The following is a 24,098-nucleotide window of genomic DNA, read 5'->3' as shown; positions in this document are numbered from 1 at the left end:
AGACCGGCCGGTCACGAAAAGTGCCGGTCGAGTCCCGATCGGTGACGCCAGTGTGAAGCCAACGATTGAGAATGTCACGCGTTCAAACGCTGGTTTCCTCTACCGGTCGGGCGAACTGCTTGCCCGGATCAAAGAAACTCCGGACCGCTCACCGGACAGCACGTAGGGTGGTGCCGTGGCCGAGAAACAGGATCCCGACCGCACCGACGACAACATCACCCTGGACGCTGCGGACGACCGGTGGGAGTGGCGGCGCCGGATCCGGGAAAACCCCAGGAAACTGATGTTCTACCGCGTCGGTGTGGGCGTGGTCGGTGGGCTGCTGCTCATCGCCGCCCCGCTGACCGGCTGGCTGCCGGGACCGGGCGGGATCCCGTTGTTCATCGCGGGGCTCGCCGTGCTGGCCAGCGAGTTCGAATGGGCGCAGCGGCTGCTGTACCGGGTCAAGGACTGGGTGAAGGCGCTCACCGCCTGGACCGGCAAGCAGCCCGCCTGGCTCAAGGCGCTCGGCACGATCGCGCTGTTCGCCTGTGTGCTGGTCGCGATCTGGCTCTACATGGGCGTCCTCGGCGTTCCGGGGTGGCTGCCCGACGCCTGGGAGTCATGGCTGAACGATCTTCCGCTGCTCGGTTGAGTACGACGGGAGCTCGATCAGCTCGCTCATGTTCTGCGCCATCTTGAGCATCTGGTTGAGGAGGAACGGCCGGTTCAGAATCTTGTTCCGCGCGCTGATCCCGAACCGCGTGGCCGGCGCCAGGAAGGTCCCCGCCCGGCTGCCGTCCTGCGTCGTCGACACCGCCTTCCGCAGCGTCGCCTCGTACCGGTCGAACGCCGTCCGGAGGTCGGCCCGCGCCAGCTCACCCGCCAGTACGTAGGCACCGACAACCGCCGTACCGGTGCCGAGCGCGCCGAACGTCGCGCCGTACCCGGCGTCGCCGAGCAGCACGATCCGGTTCGTCGACCACCGGTCCACGCGGACCCGGCTGATCGAGTCGAAGTACAACTCGGTTGCCGCCGGCAACGCTTCGAGCAGCTCGGGTACGTACCAGCCGAGCCCGCGGAACTGCTCGGCGATGATCGCCTTCTGCTGGTCCAGGTCTCGCCGGTTGTACTCCAGCACCGGCGACTTGAACACGAACAGCGTCTGCGCCAGCGCCGGATCGCGGCGGTCCGCGCCCACACTCGCCAACTTGCCCGGCACGTTGTACATCAGCGAGTCGCCGGTGATCCCGTGCGTGTTCGGCACCTCCCAGCCGGCGACGTAGTAGTTCAGGTGCCGCTCCACCACCTGCGCGGCAGGCCAGGCGAGCCGCCGTACGACGGAATGCATCCCGTCCGCGCCGATGACCAGGTCGTACGTCTCCTCGATCCCGCTCTCGAACCGGACGTCGACGCCGTCCGCGTGCTCGTGCAGGGCCGCGATCGAGTCCCCGAACCGGTACGTCGCCTGCTCGCGACTGTGCTCGTACAACACCCGCGACAAATCGGCCCGCAGTACCTCCAGCTCGCCGCCCGCGAACTCGGCCGGCAACCGCATCAGCCGGCGGCCCGAGGCGTCGACGAACCGCATCGCACTGCCACCGGTCTGCAGCGCGCGCAGGTCCCCGAGCACGCCCATCCGGTCCAGCACCGTGGTGAACACCTCGCCGCGGAAGTCCACGGCGTACCCGCCCTGCCGCAGCGCGGGCGCGATCTCCACCACCGTCACGTCGTGCCCCGCCCGGCCCAGCCAGAGCGCCACCGACGGCCCCGCCACGCTCGCACCCGAAACCAGCACCCGCATGATCGTCTCCTCGCATCAGTAACTGTGTCTGCCGGACACAGTAATGTGTATGGTAGACACAGTTCAAGCCGAATTCCGGACGGAGACCCATGACCGAGCTGCTCTGGGGAAAGGAACCGCCGCGATCCCGCGGTCCCAAGCCGGCGATCACGCTGACCGAGATCGCCGAGGCCGCGATAGCGATCGCGGACGCCGAGGGTCTGGACGCGGTCTCGATGCAGCGCGTCGCCGGCGACCTGCCGGTGACCAAGATGGCGCTGTACCGCTACGTCCCCGGCAAGACCGAGCTCGTCGCGGTGATGAGCGACCTGGCCATGGGTGCCCCACCCGCAGCACCGGACAAGCCCTGGCGCGAGGCGCTCCACGCCTGGGCCCTCGACCTGTACGAAGGGTTCACCCGGCACCCCTGGCTACTGCAGTCCACGATCGGCCGCCGGCTCCTCGGCCCGAACGAACTCGCCTGGATGGAGCGCGGTCTCGGCGCCCTGACCGACACCGGCCTGACCGGTGGTGAGCAGCTGGACTCGATCCTCGTCATCACCAGCCACGTCCGGAACATCGCGCAGCAGTCCACGACCTTCCCCGGCCACACCCAGGGCCTCACCGAGCAGGACATGCAGCAGTCGCTCGCCGAGATCATGACGACCGAGGCCGCCCGCTTCCCGCACCTCGTCGCCGCGATGAGCACGTCGGCCGGCAGCGAGAACCAGGGCCTCGAGTTCGGGCTGCAGCGAATCCTGGACGGCCTAGAGCTTCTCGTCAAGAGCCGGATAGCTGTGCCGGACCGAATTGAAACGTTGTCGGTAGAGCGACGCAGGTAGCCCATAGGCGGACTTGAAGCGGCGGGCGAAGTAGTTCTGGTCGGGCCAACCGACCGACTCCCCGATCCGGTGGATCGGCAGATCCGTGTGCAGCAGCCGGTCGGCCGCCAGCTCGACGCGGTGCCGGGACAGGTACGCCATCGGCGGTAGCCCGGTCACCGATTTGAACAGCCGGACCAGGTAGCCCGGGGCGAGGTGCAGCTCGCCGGCGAGGTCGCTCAGCGTCCAGTGCCGGGCCGGGTCGGCCTCCATCATCCGCATCGCGTCGACGACCGCGGGATGGGTGGACTCGCTGCGCTGGTCACGGTCCGCGACCGTTCGCGCGACGCAGTTCAGGTAGAGCGACAGCCAGCCGATCACCGCGCCGCGGTGCCGGCTGAGCGGCTGGTTGCGGAGCCGGCGCAGTCCGTCGAGGTGCCCGACGGCCTCCTGCACGCTGTCCGGACCGAGATGCGTGGCCAGCATTCCGCGGCGTTGCGCGGAGAACGGGCCGGTCCACAACAGGTATCCGAGCAGCGGATCCTCGCGTGCCCAGGCCAGTTCGCGGCGCACCAGGTCGGCCGAGAAGCAGCAGTTGTAGACCTCGAGCGAGTCGCAGTCGACGTACTCGTGCCAGACCCCGGGCCGGAGCAGGATCGCGTCCCCCGGCCGGAGTCGCTGACGGCCCGCGAGACTGTGATGAACGCCCTCACCCTCCGTGACCAGAGCGAGTTCGAAGAAGCTGTGCGTGTGCAGCGGATGGCTCTGCTGGTGCAGGTGTTTACCCGCGTGCACCACCGTCCCTTCGACGAAGTGCAGCACGGTTCCGCGCGTCATGACCGGCTCGTCTGCCATTTCCGACACGAGCTCACGGTACGAGCCGAGGTGCAGATCGTGCTAGAGCGAGTGCACATCGGGCTAGCAGCCGCCGGGCGCTGGTCGCAGGATCGGAACATCCTCTGAATCGTTTCATCCCGTCTTGATGAATCCCATCGGTTGGAGTCACATGTCGCACCCCGCCGCACCCACCTCCCTCCGCTTCGAGCACCGTCCGGCTCCGGTGGCCGGCATCGGTACCGCGAGCCCGCGGATCTCCTGGCAGGTCCCGGCCGCCGACGCCGGCTACGCGCAGACGGCGTACGAGATCGAGATCGCCCGCGACACCACCCAGGTCTTCACCGTCGAGTCCGCCGACCAGGTCCTGGTGCCCTGGCCGGCCGACCCGCTCGCCTCCCGGGAAACTGCACAGGTCCGAGTCCGCGTCCGCGGTAACGAGGAGTGGAGCGACTGGAGCGAGCCCGCGTCGGTCGAGGCCGGGCTGCTCTCGCACGACGACTGGTCCGCGCGGTTCGTCAGTCCGCGCGACAACCCGCACGGCTCGCCCGCCCCGCTGGTCGCCGGTACGGCGGACCTCCCGGACGGCATCGTCAAGGCCCGCCTGTACGCCACCGCGCACGGCATCTACCTGCCCGAACTGAACGGGCAGCGCGTCGGCACCGAGGAGCTCGCGCCCGGCTGGACGTCGTACCAGTACCGGCTGCGCTACCAGACCTACGACGTGACCGAGCTTGTCCGGCCTGGTGAGAACACGCTCGAATTCCTCCTCGGCAACGCCTGGTACCGCGGCCGGATCGGCTTCCGGGACCAGAAGCAGCTGTACGGCGAACGCCTCGCCGTCCTCGCGCAACTCGAGGTCACCACCGAGGACGGGCAGCTCCACACCTACGGCAGCGACGGCACCTGGACGTCCCGGGAGAGCAACGTCACCGCCGACGACCTGTACGACGGCCAGACCACCGACCTGCGCAGGCAGCCCGGCGAACCCACGCCGGTCGACGTACTCGACGCCGACCTCACCCTGCTGGTCGCGCCGGACGGCCCGCCGGTCCGGATCACCGATGTCCTGCCCGCAGTCGAGATCACGACCTCGCCGTCCGGCAAGACGCTCGTCGACTTCGGCCAGAACCTGGTCGGCCGCGTCCGGCTCAAGGTCCGCGGTCAGCAGGCCGGAGACGAGATCGTCCTGCGGCACGCGGAGGTCCTGGAGCACGGCGAACTCGGCGTCCGCCCCCTCCGCACCGCGAAGGCCACCGACACCTACATCCTGGCCGGCCCCGACGAGGTCACCTTGGACTCGCCGCTCACCTTCCACGGCTTCCGGTACGCCGAGGTGAACGGCGTGACCGATCTGCGCACGGAAGACCTCGAGGCGATCGTGATCGGCAGCGACCTGCAGCGCACCGGCTGGTTCGAGTCGTCGAACGAGCTGCTGAACCAGTTCCACCAGAACGTGGTCTGGGGGATGCGCGGCAACTTCGTCGACGTACCGACCGACTGCCCGCAGCGCGACGAGCGGCTGGGCTGGACCGGTGACATCCAGGTCTTCTCCCCCAGCGCGACCTTCCTGTTCGACACCGCCGGGTTCCTGACCAACTGGCTCGCGGACCTCGCCGCCGAGCAGCAGAAGGACGGCTCGGTGCCGTTCGTCGTCCCGGACGTGCTCCGCGACGAGGGGCCGGCCACAGCCGCATGGGGTGACGCGGCAACGATCGTGCCCTGGGTGCTGTACGAGCGCACCGGCGACGCCGGGCTGCTCGCCCGGCAGCTGCCGAGTATGCGCGCCTGGGTGGACAAGATGGCCGATCTGGCCGGCGGCGACCTGCTCTGGTCCGGCGGCTTCCAGTTCGGTGACTGGCTCGACCCGACCGCCCCGCCGGACAACCCGTTCCGGGCGAAGGCCGACCCGGACGTGCTCGCGACCGCGCACCTCGCGCGATCGGCCGAGGTGGTCGCCAAGGCCGCCGAGGTGGTCGGGCAGACCGATCTCGCCCGCGAGTACGCCGACCTGGCGGCGCGCGTCCGGCAGGCGTTCGCGGCCGAGTACGCCACCGAGGGCGGCCGGGTATTGAGCGACTCGGCAACGAACTACGCACTCGCGCTGCAGTGGGCGCTGCTGCCGACCGAACACCAGCGGCAGCGGGCCGGTGAGCGGCTGGCCGACCTGGTCCGCACGTCGGGCTTCCGGATCAGTACCGGTTTCGTCGGAACGCCGTTGATCGCGGACGCGTTGGCCGATACCGGTCATTCTGAGCTGGCCTACCGCCTCCTGCTACAGACAAGCTGCCCGTCCTGGCTGTACGCAGTGACGATGGGAGCGACGACGGTCTGGGAGCGCTGGGACAGCATGCTGCCCGACGGCAGCATCAACCCCGGCCAGATGACGTCGTTCAACCACTACGCGCTCGGCGCGGTCGCCGACTGGATGCACCGGCGGGTCGCGGGCCTCGCGCCGGCCGAGCCGGGCTACAAGAGCATCGACGTACGGCCGCTGTTCACCGATCAGCTGACGAACGCCTCCGCGAAGCACCTGACGCCGTACGGCGAGGCATCGGTCGCCTGGACCCGAGCCGACGGCCACGTCTCGCTGACGGTCACCGTCCCGGTCGGCGCCCGCGCCACGGTCGACGTACCGGGGCTGGATGTCGTCGAGGTCGGGCACGGTACGCACGAGTGGACCGTCGACGATCCGTGTGCCGAGACGCCCGCCCTCCCGGCCGACGCGACGCTCCGCCAGGTCGTCGACAATCCACCGATCTGGACGGCGCTGGCGGCCGCGGCGGTCGAGACCGGTCTCGTCGCCGACGACGCCGAGCTCGCCGGCCGGCTCGAACGCTTCCTCGACCGACCGGCCGGCCCGCTCGCCGAGCCCGCGGAGGCCGACGCGGTCAAGACCGCACTCCGCGCCTTCCTGCACTTCTGAAACCACTTTGAAACTGTCTGAAACCGTCTGAAATCCCAGCCCTGACCGCCCCGCTGCGACACACATCCCCCTTTTGGAGGTCACGATGAGGTTCCGCCCAGGAGCCAGCGGACTCGCACTGCTGGCTGTCTGTTCTCTCACCCTCGCAGGCTGCAGCGCGGGCAGTCTCGGCTCGAGCGATTCCGGAGGCAACGGCTCGATCGAACTCACGTACCTGATCGGCAACCAGGACCAGGACGTGAAGGAGGGCGAGCAGATCGCCAAGGACTTCCACGGGAAGTTCCCGAACATCACGGTGAAACTGGAGACCCGTCCGGCCGGGTCCGAAGGCGACAACATCGTCAAGACCCGGCTGTCGACGGGTGACATGCCGGACGTGTTCGCGTACAACACCGGTTCGCTGTTCCAGGCGATCGCGCCGCAGAAGAACCTGGTGTCGCTCAACGACCAGCCCTACATCAAGGACCTGGACGACAACTTCAAGAAGACCGTGACCGCAGACAACCAGGTGTACGGCGTACCGTTCGGCGGCTTCATGGGCGGCGCGGTGCTGTACAACATCCCGGTCTACAAGAAGCTCGGCCTGACGATCCCGAAGACCTGGGCCGAGTTCATGGCCAACAACGCCAAGATCAAGGCGGCCGGCGGTATCGCCCCGGTGATCCAGACCTACGGCGAGACCTGGACGTCGCAGCTGTTCGTGCTCGGTGACTTCCACAACGTCTCCGCGGCCGACCCCTCGTTCGCGGACGACTACACGGCGAACAAGGCGAAGTACGCGACCAACCCGGCCGCGCTGAAGGGCTTCGAGCACACCGAGGCGGTGCACGACGCCGGCTACGAGAACAAGGACTTCGCCTCCGCGAAGCTGCCGGACGGGTTGAAGATGCTTGCCACCGGCAAGGGTGCGCACTACCCGATCCTGTCCGGCGTGGTCGCGAACATGGTCGCGACCTACCCCGACGCGGCGAAGAACGTCGGCCTCTTCGCGCTGCCTGGTGACGACGCGAGCAAGAACGGCCTGACGCTGTGGACCCCGGGCGGCGTGTACATCCCGAAGACCACCACCGGCGACAAGCTGGACGCGGCGAAGAAGTTCCTCGCGTTCATCGCCAGCCCGGAGGGCTGCGACTCGCAGAACAAGGCCGGCGCGCCGACCGGCCCGTACGCGGTCAAGGGCTGCAGCCTCGGGAACGACGTACCGCAGGCGATCAAGGACATGCAGCCATACCTGGACAAGCCCGGCGCGTCCAGCCTCGCCCTGGAGTTCCTGTCGCCGGTCAAGGGCCCGTCGCTGGAGCAGATCACGGTCGAGGTCGGCTCCGGGATCCGCAAGGCCAAGGACGGCGCCGCCCGGTACGACGACGACGTCAAGAAGCAGGCACAACAGCTCGGACTGGCAGGCTGGTGAGGTCGGTGGCAGTGATCGCAGAGGAACGAACCGAAGCGGCTGTCACCGCCAACAAGACGGCTAGTAAGGTCTATCGTCCGTACTCGAACTGGTTCTACCTGCCCACCGCGATCATCTACGGCGTGCTGTTCCTGGTCCCGACCTTCGCCTCGCTGTACTTCAGCCTCACCCGCTGGAGCCTGTTCGAGTCGAAGTTCATCGGCCTGGACAACTTCAAGCTGTTCTTCCAGGAGCCGCAGCTGGTCAAGGGCTTCACCAACACGCTGATCTACGCGGTCGTGACATCGGGGTCGAAGGTGGTCCTCGGGCTGCTGCTCGCGGTGCTGCTGACCTCGCAGATCGTTGCCCGCGGCTACCTCCGCTCGGTGGTGTTCTTCCCGGTGCTGGTCTCCACGATCGGCGTCGGGCTGACCTTCACCGTGCTGATGAACCCGGACCAGGGCCTGATCAACAAGTCGCTCGCGGCGATCGGGATCCAGGGTCCGGGGTGGCTGACGGATCCGAAGTGGGCGCTGCTGTCGGTGGCCGCGGTCGACGTCTGGAAGGGCGTCGGCCTGGCCACCCTGATCTACATCGCCGGCATCGTCTCGATCCCGCGCGAGTACATCGAGGCGGCCCGGGTGGACGGGGCCGGGTCGTGGCAGCAGTTCCGGCGGATCGTGCTGCCGCTGTCCCGGCCCGCCACCGTGACCGTCATCATCTTGTCGCTGATCGGCGGGCTGCGGTCCTTCGACCTGATCTGGGCGATGACCCGAGGCGGCCCCGGATTCACCTCGGATGTGATCGCGTCGGTGATCTACAAGCAGTACCAGGCCGGCTTCTACGGCCTGTCGACCGCCGGGAACGTCGTGCTGTTCGTCGTCGTCACGGCGATCATCCTCCCGCTGTCCTGGGCGCTGAACCGGAAGGAGGTGGACCTGTGAGTACGGCGGAACTCGTCAACCACCGGCCCGCGCGGAAGTGGGCGTTGAGCGCGGTCGCGATCCTGGTGTCGATCGTGGTGTTCATCATCCCGTTCGCATTCATCGTGCTGACCGCGGTCAAGGACCGGACGCAGTCGGCGGACCTGAGCTTCTCGTGGCCGCACCAGTTCCGGATCGTGCAGAACTTCGTCGAGGTCGTCAAGGCGCGCGACTACATGCTGGTGATCGCGTTCATCAACAGCACGATCCTGACCGTCGCCAGCGTCACCGGGATGGTGGTGCTCGCGGCGATGGCCGGGTTCGTACTGCAGCGCCGGAAGAGCCGGTGGAACGGTTACATCAACTTCCTGGTGCTGGCCGGGCTGATCATCCCGCCGGCGGTCGTGCCGACGATCTGGGTTCTGCAGAAGCTCGGCCTGTTCAAGACGATGCCGGGCCTGATCCTGATCGAGATCGCCTTCGGTCTGTCGTTCTGCATCCTGCTGTTCCGGGCCTTCGTGGCGACCATCCCCCGCGAGCTGGACGAAGCCGCGGTCATCGACGGCGCCGGGCCGCTCGGGCTGTTCTTCCGGGTGATCTTCCCGCTGCTCAGATCCGTGATCGTCACGGTCGTCGTGGTCCAGTCGGTTGCCGTCTTCAACGACTTCACCAACCCCCTGTACTTCCTGCCCGGCGACCAGAACGCGACCGTCCAGCTGACGCTCTACAACTTCAACAGTCAGTTCTCCACGCAGTACAACCTGCTGTTCATGAACATCCTGCTGATCACGATCCCGCCGTTGATCATGTTCCTGTTCTTCAACCGGCAGATCGTCGCCGGTATGACGTCCGGAGCGATCAAGGGGTAGCAGCAGGCTTCCGGACGATGTGTGCGGCCTGCCCGGCGTCCTTCTCGGCGGGCAGGGCCGCGCGCGTCAGCGACGCCACCTCGACGAACCCGGCGTCGGCGAGCAGGCCCGCGACGTCGTCGGCGGCGTACATGTAGACCTGCAGGTCGACGTCGTGGCCGTACGCGTGGGTCAGCGGCCGGCTCCCCACGCCGACCTTGAACCCGTGCACCAGCACACCCCCCGGTCGCAGCACCCGGAACAGCTCGGCGAACGCTGTCGGCAACTGCTCGCGTGGTGTGTGAACGAGCGAGTACCACGCGAGCGCTCCGGCCAGCTCGCCGTCTTTCAGGTCCAGGTCGAGCAGCGACCCGACCTCGAACCGCAGCTCCGGATACTCCTGCCGCGCCACCTCGACCATCCCCGGCGTCAGATCGACCCCGAACACGTCGAGCCCCCGGCCGGCCAGATACGAGGTGATCCGCCCCGTCCCGCAGCCGAGATCCCCGACCGGCCCGTCCTCGATCAGCGCACGGAAGTAGTCCAGCGCGCCCTGCTCGAACGGATCGTGCTGGTGGTAGTCCCTGAGAACCGCGTGGTAGTCGGCGGCAGCGGTGTTGTAAGAGCCCTGGATGTCGTTCACCCGAGGAGCCTAGGCAGGCCCTCCGACAGTTTCTCGTAGTCCGCGAGTGAGTTGTACGCGTGCGCCGACAGCCGGATGAACTGCCGGTCCTCGAACCCGGTGAACGTGATCTCCGCCTTCAACTCGCCGGAGATCCGCATCTTCAGCATGTCGCCGCCGGACAGGTCGACCCCGGACGGAAGCTCGACCAGCCGCATCGTGGCCGGCGCGTGCCCGACCTCGGCGACGCCGGTCCCGAGCGCCTTCGCGAGGACCTTCGCACCCTCCTCGACCAGGGCGGTCAGCTGCGGGCGGCGCGTCGGCCAGTCGAGGTCGGCGAGGACCTCGAGCGACTCGGGCGCGGCGATCCACGGGACGTAGTCGTACGTGCCCTGCATGTCGAAACGTTCCGGCATCCGCTCGTCGTACTCCGACCAGGACACGATCAGCGGCATCGACGCGGACCGCCACCGCTCGGCGACCACGAGTCCGGCGGTCGCACGCGGTGCGGCCGGCCACTTGTGGAAGTTCCCGGTCCAGAAGTCGGCGCCGGCCGCGGCCGGGGCGTCGATCAACGCGGGGGCGTGCGCGCCGTCCACCACGATCGGTACCTCGTGGTCGTGGGCTGCGGCGACCAGCGCGTCGATCGGGAACACCTTCGCCGTGCCCGAGGTGATCTGGTCGACGATCAGGACGGAGGCGTTGTCGAGGTGCTCCGCGATCAGCGCGACCACGGTGTCGTCGTCGGCCTCGAGCGGGATCGCGACCGTCACCACCTCCGCGCCGCGGTCCCGCGCGAAGCGCTCGGCGGCGTACCTGACGGCGCCGTAGGCATGGTCGGTCAGCACGATCCGGCTGCCCGCCGGGATCGGCAGCGTGTGCAGCGCGACAGTGACGCCGGCGCTCGCGTTCGGCACCAGGGCGAAGCCGGCCGGGTCGGTCCGCAGGAACGACGCCAGCGCCAGGCGGCTCGTGGTCAGCCGGTCGGCGACGGTACGGAACCAGACCATCGGGTTGGCGTCCATCTCGGTCCGCAGGCTCGCCATCAGCTCCTGGGTGCGGCGTGGCACCGCCCCGTACGAACCGTGATTGAGGTGCAGGACGCCGGGATCGAGGGTCCACAGGTCGGGGCGCGGGCTCAAGGTCACCGCCACAACTCTACCTACCTTGACATACTGCAGGCGTGTACCCGTACCTCGACCACGACGGTCCGATCGCCATGGCCCATCGCGGCGGCGCGAAGCATCCCGAGCTGCTCGGGTACGAGAACTCGCTGCGCGCCTTCCAGCACGCCGTCGACCTCGGCTACCGGTACCTGGAGACCGACCTGCACGCCACCAGCGACGGGGTCGTCGTCGCGTTCCACGACCACCGGCTCGACCGGGTGACCGACCGGACCGGCGCGATCGCCGACCTGCCGTGGTCGGAGGTGCAGAAGGCGCGGATCAACGGTCACGAGCCGATCCCCCGGCTGGACGAGCTGCTCGAACAGTTCCCGGACACCCGGTTCAACCTGGACATCAAGGCCGAGGGCGGCCTCGAACCGTCCGCTCGGGTGCTGCGCGCCGCGAACGCGATCGACCGGGTCTGTGTGTCGTCGTTCTCCCAGTCGCGGGTACGGCGGATCCGCAAGCTGCTCGGCCCGCGGCTGTGCACCGGGTACGGCGAGTGGGAGACCGCGCTGATCCGGTTCCTGCCGTTCGCACTGCCCTCGAAGGGCGCTTGTCTGCAGATCCCGGACCGGTACGGCGCGCTGCGCGTGCTGACGCCGGGGCTGCTCCGGCGGGCCCGCTCGCGGGGCAAGCAGGTCCACGTGTGGACCATCGACGATCCGGGCACGATGCGCCGGCTGCTCGACGCGGGCGTCGGCGGGATCATCACGGACCGCACCGACCTGCTGCGCGAGGTCTTGATCGAGCGGGGTCAGTGGCACTAAAGGGGCACTGAAGGGGCACTAAAGGAGCACTGAAGTGTTATCCGTTGGTACGCCGCTGCGTATCCGGGAAATGACACACTTCCGCGCATGGGATTCCTCTCGCCCCCGGCGACGGTCGACAAGCGTGAGTACTGGGGGTTCAGCTTCTACGACTGGGCGAACTCCGGCTACGTCACCACCACGGGCACCGTCCTGTTCGCGCCGTACCTGACGTCGGTCGCGGAGAAGGCCGCCTGCGGATTCGTCGGGACCACCGACAACCCGTGCAACACCAACCTGAGCATCCTCGGGCTCGGCGTCTCCCCCGGCTCGCTGGCCTTCTACGTGGTGACGGTCGCGACCCTGGTGTCGGCGCTGTTCCTGCCGGTGGTCGGCGCGATCGCGGACCGGCTGGCGAACAAGAAGCTGCTGATGTGCGGCTTCGCCTGGGCCGGGGCGGTCGCGGCGAGCTGCATGGTGTTCGTCGGCGGCGGCCGGTGGGTGCTCGGCGCGGTGCCGCTGTTCATCGGGAACCTGTGCCTCGGGTCGTCCCTGGTCGTGTACGACTCGATCCTGATCGACATCGCTCCGCCGGACGACCGCGACACGGTGTCGTCCCGCGCATGGGCCCTTGGGTACGCCGGTGGTTTCCTGCTGCTCCTGGTGAACCTGGCCGTGGTCACCTTCCACGACGCGCTCGGCATGAGTCAGGGTACCGCCGTCCGCCTCAGCCTGCTCAGTGCGGGGCTGTGGTGGGGTTTGTTCACGTTCTTCCCGTACCTGCGGCTCCGGAACCGGCCACCGCGGAACGTCGAGGTCGTGCGGAGTGGGAGCCTGATCCGGCAGAGCTTCGGGCAACTCGCGGGGACGCTCCGGCACATGCGCGCGTACCGGATGACGATGCTGTTCCTGATCGCGTACCTCTTCTTCAACGACGGTATCCAGACCGTGGTCTCGGTGTCGTCGACGTACGGCGAGAAACAGCTCGGCTTCGAGACCCAGGTGCTGATCGCGACGATCCTGCTGGTGCAGCTGATCGCGTTCTTCGGGGCGCTGGTATTCGGGCGGGTCGCGGCGCGGTACGGCGCGCACAAGACGATCGCCGGCGGTCTGGTGGTGTGGGTGCTGATCGTGGTGGCCGGGTTGCTGCTGCCTCCGCACCAGATCGTGCCGTTCCTGACCATGGGCGTCGCGATCGGGATCGTGCTCGGCGGCACCCAGGCGCTGTCGCGGTCGGCGTTCAGCCAGTTGATCCCGAAGGGCCGCGAGGCGGAGTACTTCTCGCTCTACCAGGCGGGCGAACGCGGTACGTCGTGGCTCGGCACGCTGCTGTTCGGGCTCGTGCACCAGCTCACCGGCTCGTACCGTCCCGCGATCGTCGCACTCGGCATCTTCTTCGTCATCGGCCTCGCGCTGCTCGCCAAGGTCGACATGCGCCGCGGCATCGACGAGGCCGGCAACACCCAGCCGGCGGTTGTCTGAGCAACGGTTGTTCGAGCGGAGGCGGATGTCTGCGGTCGTCAGGCGGGGACGACCGAGGCGACGAACGCGCGGACGTCGGCCTCGGCCGGGCGGGCGCCGGTGCGGTCGGCGAACATCATGTGGGTGCTGCCGATCAGGGTCAGGCCGAGTACGTCGGTGTCGGCGGTGGGCGGGATCCGCCCGCCGGCCTGCTCCGCGGCCAGGTAGTCGCGGATCACCTGGCCGGCCTCACTGAGGATCGGCACGCCGGTCGGAACGGCCTCCCGCAGCCGGGCCCGTAGGCCGTCCCGCGAGATCGTCAGACTGACGATCGCCACCGCCACCGACCCGAACAGTTCGGTCAGCATGCCGGTCAGATTCTCGACCACACTCCCCTGCCCGACTGCTCCTAGCAGCACCTCACCCCGCTGACGGATCCGCGCGATCCGATCCACCACGAGCTCGGCCAGAAACCCGTCGAAGTCCGTGAAGTGCTTGTGCAGCAGGCCCTTCGCACACCCTGCCTCGGTAGTCACCGCCCGACTGGTGAGCGCCTCCGGCCCGTCCCGCAACAACACCCGCTCAGCCGCGCCGAACAACAACTCCCGAGCGTCCCGCATCGCCACACCAGTAGGCATACCAACCCATCCTTGACAAAAGTGGGCACCCGCCCACTATCGTGGGCACATGCCCACTCTACCGCCACCCGAGCCCGAACCCTCCACCTACCCGCCCCCAGCCTCCGGCCGCCCCCACCCCCATCCCCCAACCGCCGACCAGACGAACAACGAGCCGACCGACCAGCCGCAACCCGACGAGCAGAGTGGGCTTACAGCCGGTGGGGCGGCGAGCCGGGACGCAGCCGGTGGGCCGGCGGGCCGGGAGGCGGACGGTGGTGGTGGGGGTGGTGGGTTGGTTGGGGGTGGGGAGCCGCATCGGCGGCGGGATATGGCTGAGTCGTTCGGGGTGGATGCGGGGTTGTACGACCGGGCTCGGCCTCGGTATCCGGACGGGTTGATCGAGGCGGTTGTTGCGGCGATGCCGGGGCGGGAGGTTGTCGACGTGGGGTGCGGGACCGGGATCGTCGCGCGGCAGCTGCAGGCGGCGGGGTGCGGCGTGCTCGGTGTGGAGGTCGACGAGCGGATGGCGGCGTACGCGCGGGCGACCGGGGTCCAGGTGGAGGTGTCGCCGTTCGAGACGTGGGACCCGGCGGGACGCACCTTCGACGGAGTGGTCGCGGGGATGACGTGGCACTGGGTCGATCCGGTGGTTGGTGCGGCAAAGGCTGCGGAGGTGCTGCGGCCTTGCGGGCTGTTCGCAGTGTTCTGGTACGTGCTGCAACCGCCAGAGGACCTCGGCGCCGCGTTCGCCGACGTGCTCCGCGACGTACTGCCCGAGAACCCAGCCGCAGGACGGGCCGCCGCCTCACCGCTCGGCGCATACGAACACTTCCTCGACCGCACCGCCGACAACCTCGGCCCCGCCTTCACCGACATCCGGCGCCCGACGTTCCCCTGGTCCCGCACCTACACCCGTGACGAGTGGCTCGACCAAATGCGCACCAGCGGCCTGGCCAAACCGCTCGCCGCCGCGGGCAAACTCGAATCAGTCCTCCAGGCCACGGGCGCCGCCATCGACGCAGCAGGCGGCTCCTTCACCCTCGACTCCACAGCCGTAGCCCTTTTCGCCACCCGCACCTGAGACCACGCGACCGGACCGCCTCGCCTGCAGCTCGTTCCCCAGCACCCGTCCGTGAAGCTGCACCCGGCCGGGGTGCTGGCCGGGCGCACGGCTCGGGGCGGACCGGCAGGCCATCGCAATCCTCGGTCGTGGACCGCGCCGGCGCTCAGCGGCGCGGTGCGCGGGCGATTGTGATGGCCTGGGGATCCTCAGCGGGTCGACGGGGTCGCGCTCGGGTTGCCGCGGAACCCGCCGAACGAGCCTTGGCGGACGGTGTTGGCGGTGATGGTGCCGTTGGTGTTCTGACCGCTGACGACTACCTGTTCGCCGGCCTTGAGGTCGGCGGCGGTTCCCTTCGAGGTGATGTCGTACGTCGTCGAGCCGGTGAGTTTGACCGTGACGTTGCCGGTCTGGGTCTTCACGACCAGTTCGGAACCGTTCGCGGAGACGACCGTGCCTACGGTCCCACCGCCACCTTGACCGGCGCCGGGAAAGTTTCCCGGCCGGTTCGCGCCGTTCTGGCCGCGGAAGCCACCGGAGCCGCCGTAGCCGCCGTAGCCGCCGAAACCGCGCCCCGCCTGCGGCTGGTTCGACGTGCTGTTCGACGCGAACGCCGCATGCAGCCCCGCGCCACCCGCCAGCCCGATCGCGAGCACGACGACACCGGCCAGAATCGCCGTCGCCAGCGGCAGGTTGAGGGTCTTCTTCGGCTTCAGCGCCGCGTCGACCTCCTCGTCGGACCCGATCTGGGCGAACTCGTCCGGCGTCTGGTTGCTCATCTGCTTCTCTCTCACTCGTGACGTAGTGCATCGATGGGACGGAGGCCGGCGGCTCGGTGCGCCGGCATGCTGCCGAAGAACAGGCCGACCGCCGCGGACACGCCGAGCGCGAGTCCGATCGACGACGGCACCAGCACCGGCTGGACGCCGGCCAACTGGAAGCGGGTGACGATCAGCGCGGCCCCGACCCCGACCGCGCCGCCGATCAGGCTGAGCAGCGTCGCCTCGATCAGGAACTGCCCGAGGATCGTCCGCCGCCGGGCACCCAGTGCCTTGCGGATGCCGATCTCCCGGGTCCGCTCGGTGACGGTGACCAGCATGATGTTGGTGACGCCGATGCCACCGACGACCAGACTGATCGCCGCCACCGTCGCGAGCAGCGCGGTGAACGTCGCTGCGGTGTCCTGACTGGTCTGCAGGATCTGCGCCGAGTTCGTGATCCGGAACGGCGACGTCGTCTCGGTCGCCGGTACCTGGTGGCGTGCCGTCAGCAGCTGCGTGACCTCGGCCTGCGCCATGTCGACGCGGTCCTTGTCCGACGCCTGCACCACGATCTGGTTCAGAGCGCCGTACCCGGCCTGGGTCGCGCGCAGCGTGTTGATCGGGACGATCGCGGTCGCGTTCGGGTCGTTGAACCCGGTGCTGTCCTTGCTCGCCAGTACGCCGAGCACGGTGAAGTCGACGGCACCCAGCTTGATCGTCTGCCCGACCGCACTCGCCGGCCGGGTGAACAGTTCGGTCGCCGCGGTCTGCCCGAGCAGGATCACCCGCTGCGACGTGTCCACATCAGCCTGCGTGAACGCCTGCCCGATCTGCACCGGCGTGTTGGTCGCCGGCAGGTACGCCGGTGTCGTACCGATCACCTGGTTGACCGTGTAGCTCGTGTCGCCGTTGGTCGCCGTAGCGGAACTCGTCATCACCGGGGCGACCGACGCGATGTCGGGCGCGAGCGTCTTGTCCGCGAGCGCCGCCGCGTCGTCGAGCGTGAGGCTGTACTGCTGGTTCGCCGGACCCGCCTGGCCGCGGACGAACCCGCCGCCACCGCCGGTCGTGGAGACCGTCAGCAGATTGGTACCCATCGCCTCCAGCCGCTGCTGCACCGCCTTGCCGGAACCGTTGCCGACCGCAACCAGTACGATGACCGCGCCGACGCCGATCGACACGCCGAGAACGGTCAGCAGGGACCTGAGCTTGTTCGCGGTGAGCCCGCGGAGCGCGGCGCCCATCAGGTCGCGGGGCGACATCAGCGGGTCACCTCGTCGCGGACGATCCGGCCGTCGGACACCTGCACCAGCCGCCGCGCGCGGGCCGCGACCTCGTGCTCGTGCGTGATCACGATGATCGTCCGCCCGTCGGCGTGCAGGTCGTCGAACATGCCCAGCACCTCGTCGGTCGACTGCGCGTCCAGGTTGCCGGTCGGCTCGTCGGCGAGCAGGATCCGCGGGCCGGTGGCGAGCGCGCGGGCGATCGCGACGCGTTGCTGCTGGCCGCCGGACAGCTGGTTCGGGCGGTGCCCGGTACGGTCCGCGAGGCCGACCAGCTCGAGCGCGCGGTAGGCCCGCCGCCGGCGCTCGGCCCGGCGCAGGTGCGCGTACGTGAGCGGCAGCTCGACGTTCGCCAGCGCGGTGGTCCGCGGGATCAGGTTGAACGACTGGAAGATGAACCCGATCTTCCGGCCGCGGACGAGCGCCTGCTGGTCCTCGGTCAACCGGGCCACGTTGCTGCCGTCCAGCCAGTACTCCCCGCGCGACGGTACGTCGAGGCAACCGAGGATGTTCATCAACGTCGACTTGCCCGATCCGGACGAGCCCATCACCGCGACGTACTCCCCCGCCTCGACCCGCAGCGACACGCCCTGGAGCGCGTGCACCGCGGTCTCGCCGTGGCCGTACGTCTTGGTGACGTCCCGGATCTCGATCAGGGACTCAGCGGCCACGAAGACCTCCGCCACCCGCGCCACCCGTGCCGCCAGCGCCGCCCCTGCCACCGAAGCCGCCGCCGGTGCCCGCGCCAGGGAACTGACCGCCGCCGAACTGCCCCTGCCGGTTCTGGGTGCCCGTGCTCCCGATCGTGCCTTGGAGCAGCTCGATCTGATCGCCCTCGTTCAGACCGGACGTGATCTGCGTGTAGCTGTCACCGCGGACCCCGACCTGCACCTCTCGGGTCCCGCTGCCGTCGGCCATGGTCACCGTGTACGTCGTACCGCTCGTCGCGATCGCGGTACTCGGGACGTACAGCGCGTTGACGGCCTTCGCGGTCTGGACCGTGACGTTCGCGGTCTGGCCGATCCGCGCGTTCGCCGGGAGCTTCGTGAGGCTGAAGGTGGCCGAGTACGAAACGACGCCGTTCGTGGTGGTCGGAACCGGCGAAACGGTCGCCAGCGAGGCGGTCAGCGTCGTACCCGGCTCGGCATTCAGCGTGACGGTCGCGGACTGTCCGGCCTTGATCTTGATCGCGTCGGCCTCCGCGAACGCGGCCACCACCTGCAGCGACTTGAGGTCGGCGATGTCGACGAAGCCGGTCCCGGACGTGGACGACGTACTGGCCGCCGTCGAGGATGAACCTTGACCTGAGGTTGAGCCCTGTCCCCCGGTGCCGCCGGATCCTGACCCTGAGCTGGAGCCGCCCGTCACCGAGCCGACGGCGCCGTTGATCGCGGTGATGGTGCCCGCGATCGGAGCCTTCAGCGTGGTCGCGTCGACCGCGGCCTGGGCGGCCTCGACGTCCTGGTCGGACTGTTCCTTGTCGGCCTTCGCCTTCGCCAGGTTGGCCTCGGCGTTGCTCACGGCAACTTCCGGACTCTGAGCCTGACCCTGACCTTGAGACTGCTGTTGCTGCTGTTGACCGTTGGCCGGAGTGGGCGTCGGCGATGCCGAGGCCTCTTCCGCTGCTTCGAGCGCGTCCTGCGCGTCGCTGAGGGTGCCTTCCGCCGCAGTCACCGAGTTCGCCGCGGCGATCTGGTTCTGCTGGGCGATCACCAGCTGCCGCTCGGCCGCGGACGGGTCGATCTTGGCGATCGCCGTACCCTTCGCCACCACCTGGCCGACCTTCACCAGCACCTGGGTGACCGTGCCGGAGGTCTCGAACTGCGGCGACGCGGTCTGCGAACTCTGCAGCGTGCCGCTCGAGGTCACGCTCGCGGTGACTTCCCCCCGCTGGACGGTGGCCGTCGGACGGGTCGCGCTGGCGGCCGGCGGGTCCTTCTTGAAGAACAGGAAGTAGGCGGTGACGCCGATGACGAGCACGATGGCCACCAGGGCCACGTTCACGAAACTGAGGCCACGGAGCTTGTGGCGGGGTAGCACCATGGATGCTGAGGCTAAGGAGGATTACTGAAGAGGAGATCCTCACTTCCTGGCAACAGGCTGTGAACCAGATATCGTTTTGGAACGTCGTACGTCGGTCGGCACGCGACACGCCGTGCCCCCTAGTGCCCCCTAGTGCCCCCTAGTGCCCCCTAGTGCCCCCTAGTGCTCTGTGAACACGCGATGACGCCGGGTCACGACGGCGTTATCAAGTGCCGTCAGGTGCGTACATATGGCTCGGACATGCCAAAATGGGAATGATCCGGGCCGGCCGACCGTTGGCACGGATGACGATCTCGGAGGTTTGACATGTCTAATCGCGTACTGCGTGGTTCGGGGCTGGGTGGGGTCAGCTTCGAGGACGACCGTGGTGTCGAGTTCGCGCCGCGCCAGATGATCACGTACGACTGCCCCCGCGGGCACGTGGTCGAGGTGACGATGGCGCACGACGCCGAGGTACCCGCGGTCTGGGAGTGCCCGCACTGCGGCAGCGAGGCCGCCCGCTCCACCGGCGAGAAGCCGGAGCCGAAGCAGGAGAAGCCGGCCCGTACGCACTGGGACATGCTGCGCGAGCGCCGGAGCATCTCCGAGCTGGAGGAGCTGCTGGCCGAGCGGGTCGAGCTGCTCCGCAAGGGCGAGATCGGCCCGGCGCACCTGCACCGGACCAAGCGCACGGCCTGAGCCACACCGGGAACCCTCATCGCAACGGCGCGGTGAGGGTTTCTTCATGCCGTGATTTGCCTAAAGCTTTTAGGTAATTGCATAATGAGTTATGGCTAGAGCAGGGTTGACCGGCGAGCGCCTCGCCGCCGCCGGCGCGGAACTGGCCGACGAGCTCGGCTTCGACCAGCTCACCGTCTCGGCGCTGGCCCGCCACTTCGACGTCCAGGTCGCCAGCCTGTACTCGCATGTCCGCAACTCCGAGGACCTCAAGACCCGCATCGCCACCGTCGCACTCACCGAGCTCGCGGACCAGGCCGCCGCTGCCCTCGCCGGCCGATCCGGCGCCGACGCGCTCACCGCGATGGCCGACGTCTACCGCACCTACGCCCGTGAGCACCCGGGCCGCTACGCCGCAGCCCGCCACACCCCCGCACCCCCCACCGACCAACCACCGACCGGCGCCCGTCGCACCCCGGCTCAGCCAGAGGCCGGAGTGCGCCGCGCTCGCTCCACCTCGGCTCTGGGAACGGAGTACGTGGAGGCCGGGCGGAGGCATTCGGAGCTCTGGCGGGCCGTCCTACGCGGTTACGACCTGGGCGAGCCGCAGCAGACGGACGCCGTCCGGCTCATCGGAAGCGTCGTCCACGGCTACGTGACCCTCGAGCTCGCCGGCTCCTTCAGTTACAGCGACCCGCCGAGCGACACCAGCTGGCCACGCATCCTCGACGCCCTCGACCACCTCCTCCGGACCTGGAGCTGATATGCAGACCGTTCCCCTCGCCCTCGATCTCCTCCGCGGCGCACTCGACCTGGAGCAGACCGCCCGCGGCTACCTCCCGCACCGTCTCCCAGTCTGGGCGCGGGAGCAGTACGACGACCCGCAGACGGACATGGTCGACTCCCAACCGTCCGGCGTCCGCCTGGTGCTCCGTACCGCGGCGACCGAGATCGAGCTCGACACCCTCCCGACCAAACGCGACTACATTGGCGCTCCCCCGCGCCCCGACGGCGTGTACGACGTACTCATCGACGGCAAGCTCGTCACCCAGCTCACTGCCGCGGACGGCGACGTCATCACGATCGACCTGACGACCGGCGCCACCGAGACCCGCGAAGGCACGCCCCAGACCCTCCGCATCACCGGTCTCCCGGCCGCCGAGAAGATCGTCGAGATCTGGCTCCCGCACGACGAAACCACCGAACTCGTTGCCCTCCGCACCGATTCCCTCGTCGAACCGGTCCCGTCCACCGCCCGCCGCTGGATCCACCACGGCAGCTCGATCAGCCACGGTTCGAACGCGACCCACCCGACCGGCACCTGGCCCGCCCTGGTCGCGGCCGCCGCCGGAGTGGACCTGCTCAACCTCGGCCTCGGCGGCAGCGCGTACTTGCAGCCGTTCTACGCGCGGATCATCCGCGACACGCCGGCCGACCTGATCAGCCTCAAGCTCGGCATCAACATCGTGAACTCCGACAGCCTCCGCCTACTCACCTTCACGCCCGCCGTCCACGGCTTCCTCGACACGATCCGCGACGGCCACCCGGACACACCGCTGCTGATCGTCTCCTCCATCCTCTGCCCGATCCACGAGCACACCCCCGGTCCGACCGGCTGGAACTTCGAGGCCCTCGCCGCCGGCGAGCTCCGGTTCACCGCCACCGGCAACCCCGACGAGGTCGCGGCCGGCAAGCTCACCCTGTCGGTGATCCGCGCCGAACTCAAACGCATCGTCGCCCAGCGCGCCCTCACCGACCCGAACCTGCACTACCTCGACGGCCGCACCCTGTACTGCGAGACCGACAACGTCGCCCACCCCCTGCTCGACGACCTCCACCCCGACGCCGCCACCCACCAACTGATGGCCGACCGCTTCGTCGAGCATGCATTCAGTCCGAAGGGGCCGTTTGCGTCGAGGTAGCCGCGGCGGTCAGTAGGCCCGGCTGCAGGCGGCGGACTACTTCGAGGTGGTCGTACGTCCACAGGATCCGGATCGCGGTCGGCGTCGCCTGGTCCTTGGCGTCGAACAGGTCGTGCCGGACGGCGTCCACGAGTCGCGCCTTCGCCGGGTGGTCGTGGGCCAGCGGCTCGGGCATCGGCGTACCGCCGTCGAGCGCGTCCGCGAGGTTCGTGTACCACTTGAGCAGCCGGTCCGCCGACGCGAGCAAGGCCGCCTGCGCCGCGGCCCGGTCGTCGGAGGGCGGTCGCCCATCGGCGTACCGCTCCCAGAGTTCGAGTACGGCGTCCGCCGCCAGACGGATCGCGACGACGCCGGTGACGAGCGCGGTCATCTCGCTCAGCGGCACGGTCTTCGCGCCACGCTCGGCCAGGTACGTGCGGAAGGTGTCGTCGAGCCTGCGCGCCGCGGCCGCCGCGCGCCGGCCGTCCCGTGGCGCGGGCGGACCGGGTACGCAGCAGGAGACGGCGTACCGGACGACGCTGACGAGGTACTGCGCGCTGTCGACGTACGCCTCGGCGAGCGCCTTGCCGACCGCCTTCGACGCGCCGCGTGGCCAGAACAGCAAGCCGACCGCGACACTGACCGCGCAGCCGAGCGCGATGTCGCCGATCCGGAACAGGATCAGCGACCAGCCTTCCGGTTGCGCGATGTTGAACAGGATCACCAGCGTCACCGTGAACGCGGCCTGCCCGGTCGCGAACGAGATCGCCGCCGGCACGATCCCGGCGACCAGGACCGCGAGCGGCAACAGGATCCACAACGCGGTCCGGTTGTCGCCGATCAGCTGCAGCAGGCCGGCGCCGATGATCGACCCGACGACCGTGCCGCCGATCGCGCGGAACGCGTTCTGGCCGGTGCTCAGCGCGTTGGAACGCAGGACCGACAGCGTCCCGAGGATCACCCAGAAGCCGTGCTCCACGCCGGTCAGGTTGGCGAGCGCGACCGCCGCCGCGAGACCGACCGCGCCACGGATGCTGTTGTGCAACCAGACCGAGTGCGGCTCGAGGTGCGCGGCGGCCCGCTCCCTGGCGCTGGCGAACGGGCCGGCCAGCGCACTCGGATCGCGGCCGAGCAACCGGTCGGTCCAGGTGCGTTGATCGGCCCTCCGCGCGCCCTCGACGTTCTGCGCGATCTGCAGCACGCCGAACGCGATCTCCTGCGCGCGGAACGACACGTTCAGGCTGCCGAGCAGGTCGGCCTCGGTGCGGTACGTCGACGGCAGCCGGTCGACCGCGCCGTCCTCGAGCTTCGCCAGAGCGTCACGGAGCGCCTGCATCGCGCCCGTCAGATTGTCGACGATCTGGGCCGGATTCTCGAGCAGGTCCGCGCTGTACTCGAGGACGTCGGCGGCGGTCAGGTGTACGGCGGCCGACTCCGGGTCGCAGGTCGTTGCCTCCGGCCCATGTTCGTCGATGATCGCGCTCAGCCAGGTCAGCTCGTCGACGAGCCGCACGAGCGCGCGGGACCCGGTCGACAGTCCGGTCGGGCGGTACGGCGTCGCGGTGAACGCGCGGCGCAGTTCGTCGGTGGCGGTCGCGGTCGCCTGCCTCCGTACGACGCACACGTCCCCGGAGTCGAGCGCCTCGGATCGCAACTGCGCCGCGGCGGCCCGGCACACCTTGGCGGCCGGCGCATCGAGCGGGTCGACCGACGTGCGCGGCCAGAGGAACGAGACCGCGACGACTGCGGCGACGGCCGCGATCGCCACCCCGGCGAGGCGATCGGGAAGCGTCGAGAGTGAACCCGGCGTGGCGACGGACAGGATGAACGACAGCAGCAACGACGTACCAGCGCCGGCGAGGACGGAGCTGACGACGCCGGAGAACAGTACGACGAAACCGACGACCGCTGTCGCCACGATCGCCGTCCACAGGGAGTGCCCGGCCACGGTCCCGAGCGACACCAGTACGAGCCAGGCGACCGCCAGCTGTACTTGCGCGCGGATCCGCTGCAGAGCCCTCCCCGAGAAGTCGACCAGCAGCAACATCGCGAACGCCCCGAACGCGGCGTAGGTCGCGATCGTCGGCGCCTTCAGCATGCCGGCACAGAACGCGAACAACACCGGCATCACCACAGCGGTCCGTGCCGCCCGCCGCGTCGCCGCCAACCCTGGATCCCGCCGCCGCAACCACCCGGCGATCCGCCGAACGAGCATCGTCACCGTGTCAGTCTCCACCACCGCTTCCCGCTGGTCACGCGAACCGGGACATC

The 24,098-nt window shown here is 69.1% G+C and carries 22 protein-coding genes; 12 read left to right on the top strand and 10 right to left on the bottom strand.

All coding sequences use genetic code 11. From position 1 onward, the window contains the following. The first annotated feature begins 175 nt into the window (after positions 1–175). Entirely contained in the window at positions 176–634 is a 459-nt protein-coding gene (locus tag FB475_RS30145) for a PGPGW domain-containing protein (RefSeq protein WP_141860679.1), read from the top strand. Here the strand turns inward: FB475_RS30145 and FB475_RS30140 are convergent. Next, positions 602–1,783 carry an FAD-dependent monooxygenase gene (locus FB475_RS30140; protein WP_141860677.1) on the bottom strand — a complete coding sequence of 394 codons (1,182 nt, stop codon included), beginning with the start codon at positions 1,781–1,783 and terminating at the stop codon, positions 602–604. The two genes, FB475_RS30145 and FB475_RS30140, sit on opposite strands and share 33 nt — an antisense overlap. A gap of 89 nt (positions 1,784–1,872) precedes the next feature. On the opposite strand from FB475_RS30140, the gene FB475_RS30135 reads away from it, so the two are divergent. Beyond that, positions 1,873–2,604, top strand: a complete 732-nt coding sequence (locus tag FB475_RS30135) for a TetR/AcrR family transcriptional regulator C-terminal domain-containing protein (protein WP_141860675.1) — start codon at positions 1,873–1,875, stop codon at positions 2,602–2,604. On the opposite strand, the gene FB475_RS30130 is transcribed toward FB475_RS30135, so the two are convergent. Next, complete coding sequence (locus tag FB475_RS30130) at positions 2,530–3,420, bottom strand: helix-turn-helix transcriptional regulator (RefSeq protein ID WP_238332527.1); 891 nt, start codon at positions 3,418–3,420, stop codon at positions 2,530–2,532. The genes FB475_RS30135 and FB475_RS30130 overlap by 75 nt on opposite strands. Before the next feature lie 145 nt (positions 3,421–3,565). On the opposite strand from FB475_RS30130, the gene FB475_RS30125 reads away from it, so the two are divergent. The 4 genes from FB475_RS30125 to FB475_RS30110 all read left to right on the top strand — a co-directional run bounded on the left by FB475_RS30125 (position 3,566) and on the right by FB475_RS30110 (position 9,525). After that, a complete protein-coding gene (locus tag FB475_RS30125; RefSeq protein WP_238332526.1) occupies positions 3,566–6,343 on the top strand; it encodes a family 78 glycoside hydrolase catalytic domain in 2,778 nt (925 codons plus the stop codon). Between the two features lie 85 nt (positions 6,344–6,428). Next, a complete protein-coding gene (locus FB475_RS30120; protein ID WP_141860673.1) occupies positions 6,429–7,754 on the top strand; it encodes an ABC transporter substrate-binding protein in 1,326 nt (441 codons plus the stop codon). 5 nt (positions 7,755–7,759) lie between these two features. Next, the gene (locus FB475_RS30115) at positions 7,760–8,677 is read left to right on the top strand and encodes a carbohydrate ABC transporter permease (RefSeq protein WP_141860672.1); all 918 of its coding nucleotides are present in this window, start codon (positions 7,760–7,762) and stop codon (positions 8,675–8,677) included. After that, positions 8,674–9,525, top strand: a complete 852-nt coding sequence (locus FB475_RS30110) for a carbohydrate ABC transporter permease (protein WP_141860670.1) — start codon at positions 8,674–8,676, stop codon at positions 9,523–9,525. Before FB475_RS30115 ends, FB475_RS30110 begins: the two co-directional genes overlap by 4 nt. Here FB475_RS30110 and FB475_RS30105 read toward each other — a convergent pair. Further along, positions 9,515–10,147: a class I SAM-dependent methyltransferase gene (locus FB475_RS30105; RefSeq protein ID WP_141860668.1), complete on the bottom strand. Its 633-nt coding sequence runs from the start codon at positions 10,145–10,147 to the stop codon at positions 9,515–9,517. The two genes, FB475_RS30110 and FB475_RS30105, sit on opposite strands and share 11 nt — an antisense overlap. After that, positions 10,144–11,274 carry an aminotransferase class V-fold PLP-dependent enzyme gene (locus tag FB475_RS30100; protein WP_238332525.1) on the bottom strand — a complete coding sequence of 377 codons (1,131 nt, stop codon included), beginning with the start codon at positions 11,272–11,274 and terminating at the stop codon, positions 10,144–10,146. The genes FB475_RS30105 and FB475_RS30100 overlap by 4 nt, the downstream gene beginning before the upstream one ends. Positions 11,275–11,309: 35 nt before the next feature. Here FB475_RS30100 and FB475_RS30095 point away from each other — a divergent pair, with 35 nt between their 5' ends. Both FB475_RS30095 and FB475_RS30090 read left to right on the top strand, forming a co-directional pair. After that, positions 11,310–12,062, top strand: coding sequence for a glycerophosphodiester phosphodiesterase family protein (locus FB475_RS30095; protein WP_202878604.1), 753 nt, complete (start codon positions 11,310–11,312; stop codon positions 12,060–12,062). A gap of 87 nt (positions 12,063–12,149) precedes the next feature. Further along, positions 12,150–13,523 (top strand): MFS transporter, encoded by a 1,374-nt coding sequence (locus tag FB475_RS30090; RefSeq protein WP_141860664.1) that lies wholly within the window; start codon positions 12,150–12,152, stop codon positions 13,521–13,523. Between the two features lie 38 nt (positions 13,524–13,561). Here the strand turns inward: FB475_RS30090 and FB475_RS30085 are convergent, their stop codons facing one another. Then, positions 13,562–14,140 (bottom strand): TetR/AcrR family transcriptional regulator, encoded by a 579-nt coding sequence (locus FB475_RS30085; protein ID WP_141860662.1) that lies wholly within the window; start codon positions 14,138–14,140, stop codon positions 13,562–13,564. Between the two features lie 49 nt (positions 14,141–14,189). Between FB475_RS30085 and FB475_RS30080 the strand changes: the two genes are divergently transcribed. After that, the gene (locus FB475_RS30080) at positions 14,190–15,203 is read left to right on the top strand and encodes a class I SAM-dependent methyltransferase (RefSeq protein ID WP_238332524.1); all 1,014 of its coding nucleotides are present in this window, start codon (positions 14,190–14,192) and stop codon (positions 15,201–15,203) included. 188 nt (positions 15,204–15,391) lie between these two features. Here the strand turns inward: FB475_RS30080 and FB475_RS30075 are convergent, their stop codons facing one another. The 4 genes from FB475_RS30075 to FB475_RS30060 are packed head-to-tail and all read right to left on the bottom strand — an operon-like array spanning position 15,392 to position 19,269. Further along, positions 15,392–15,961, bottom strand: a complete 570-nt coding sequence (locus tag FB475_RS30075) for a hypothetical protein (RefSeq protein WP_141860660.1) — start codon at positions 15,959–15,961, stop codon at positions 15,392–15,394. An 11-nt stretch (positions 15,962–15,972) separates the two neighbouring features. Beyond that, entirely contained in the window at positions 15,973–17,205 is a 1,233-nt protein-coding gene (locus FB475_RS30070; protein ID WP_141860658.1) for an ABC transporter permease, read from the bottom strand. Continuing rightward, positions 17,205–17,897 carry an ABC transporter ATP-binding protein gene (locus tag FB475_RS30065; RefSeq protein WP_141860656.1) on the bottom strand — a complete coding sequence of 231 codons (693 nt, stop codon included), beginning with the start codon at positions 17,895–17,897 and terminating at the stop codon, positions 17,205–17,207. The genes FB475_RS30070 and FB475_RS30065 overlap by 1 nt, the downstream gene beginning before the upstream one ends. Further along, entirely contained in the window at positions 17,887–19,269 is a 1,383-nt protein-coding gene (locus FB475_RS30060) for an efflux RND transporter periplasmic adaptor subunit (RefSeq protein WP_141860654.1), read from the bottom strand. Before FB475_RS30060 ends, FB475_RS30065 begins: the two co-directional genes overlap by 11 nt. A 306-nt stretch (positions 19,270–19,575) precedes the next feature. Between FB475_RS30060 and FB475_RS30055 the strand changes: the two genes are divergently transcribed. The 3 genes from FB475_RS30055 to FB475_RS30045 all read left to right on the top strand — a co-directional run bounded on the left by FB475_RS30055 (position 19,576) and on the right by FB475_RS30045 (position 21,848). Then, positions 19,576–19,947 carry an RNA polymerase-binding protein RbpA gene (locus FB475_RS30055; protein WP_130448290.1) on the top strand — a complete coding sequence of 124 codons (372 nt, stop codon included), beginning with the start codon at positions 19,576–19,578 and terminating at the stop codon, positions 19,945–19,947. Between the two features lie 91 nt (positions 19,948–20,038). Then, positions 20,039–20,689, top strand: a complete 651-nt coding sequence (locus FB475_RS30050) for a TetR/AcrR family transcriptional regulator (RefSeq protein ID WP_141860652.1) — start codon at positions 20,039–20,041, stop codon at positions 20,687–20,689. Between the two features lies 1 nt (position 20,690). After that, positions 20,691–21,848 (top strand): GDSL-type esterase/lipase family protein, encoded by a 1,158-nt coding sequence (locus FB475_RS30045; RefSeq protein ID WP_141860650.1) that lies wholly within the window; start codon positions 20,691–20,693, stop codon positions 21,846–21,848. On the opposite strand, the gene FB475_RS30040 is transcribed toward FB475_RS30045, so the two are convergent. Beyond that, entirely contained in the window at positions 21,817–24,042 is a 2,226-nt protein-coding gene (locus tag FB475_RS30040) for an FUSC family protein (protein WP_141861682.1), read from the bottom strand. The two genes, FB475_RS30045 and FB475_RS30040, sit on opposite strands and share 32 nt — an antisense overlap. Positions 24,043–24,098 lie beyond the last annotated feature (56 nt).

The organism is Kribbella jejuensis (genome assembly GCF_006715085.1).
Taxonomy (GTDB): Bacteria; Actinomycetota; Actinomycetes; order Propionibacteriales; family Kribbellaceae; genus Kribbella; species Kribbella jejuensis.
The sequence above is the reverse complement of the archived record's forward strand: the minus strand, read 5'-3'. Positions and strand labels throughout refer to the sequence as shown.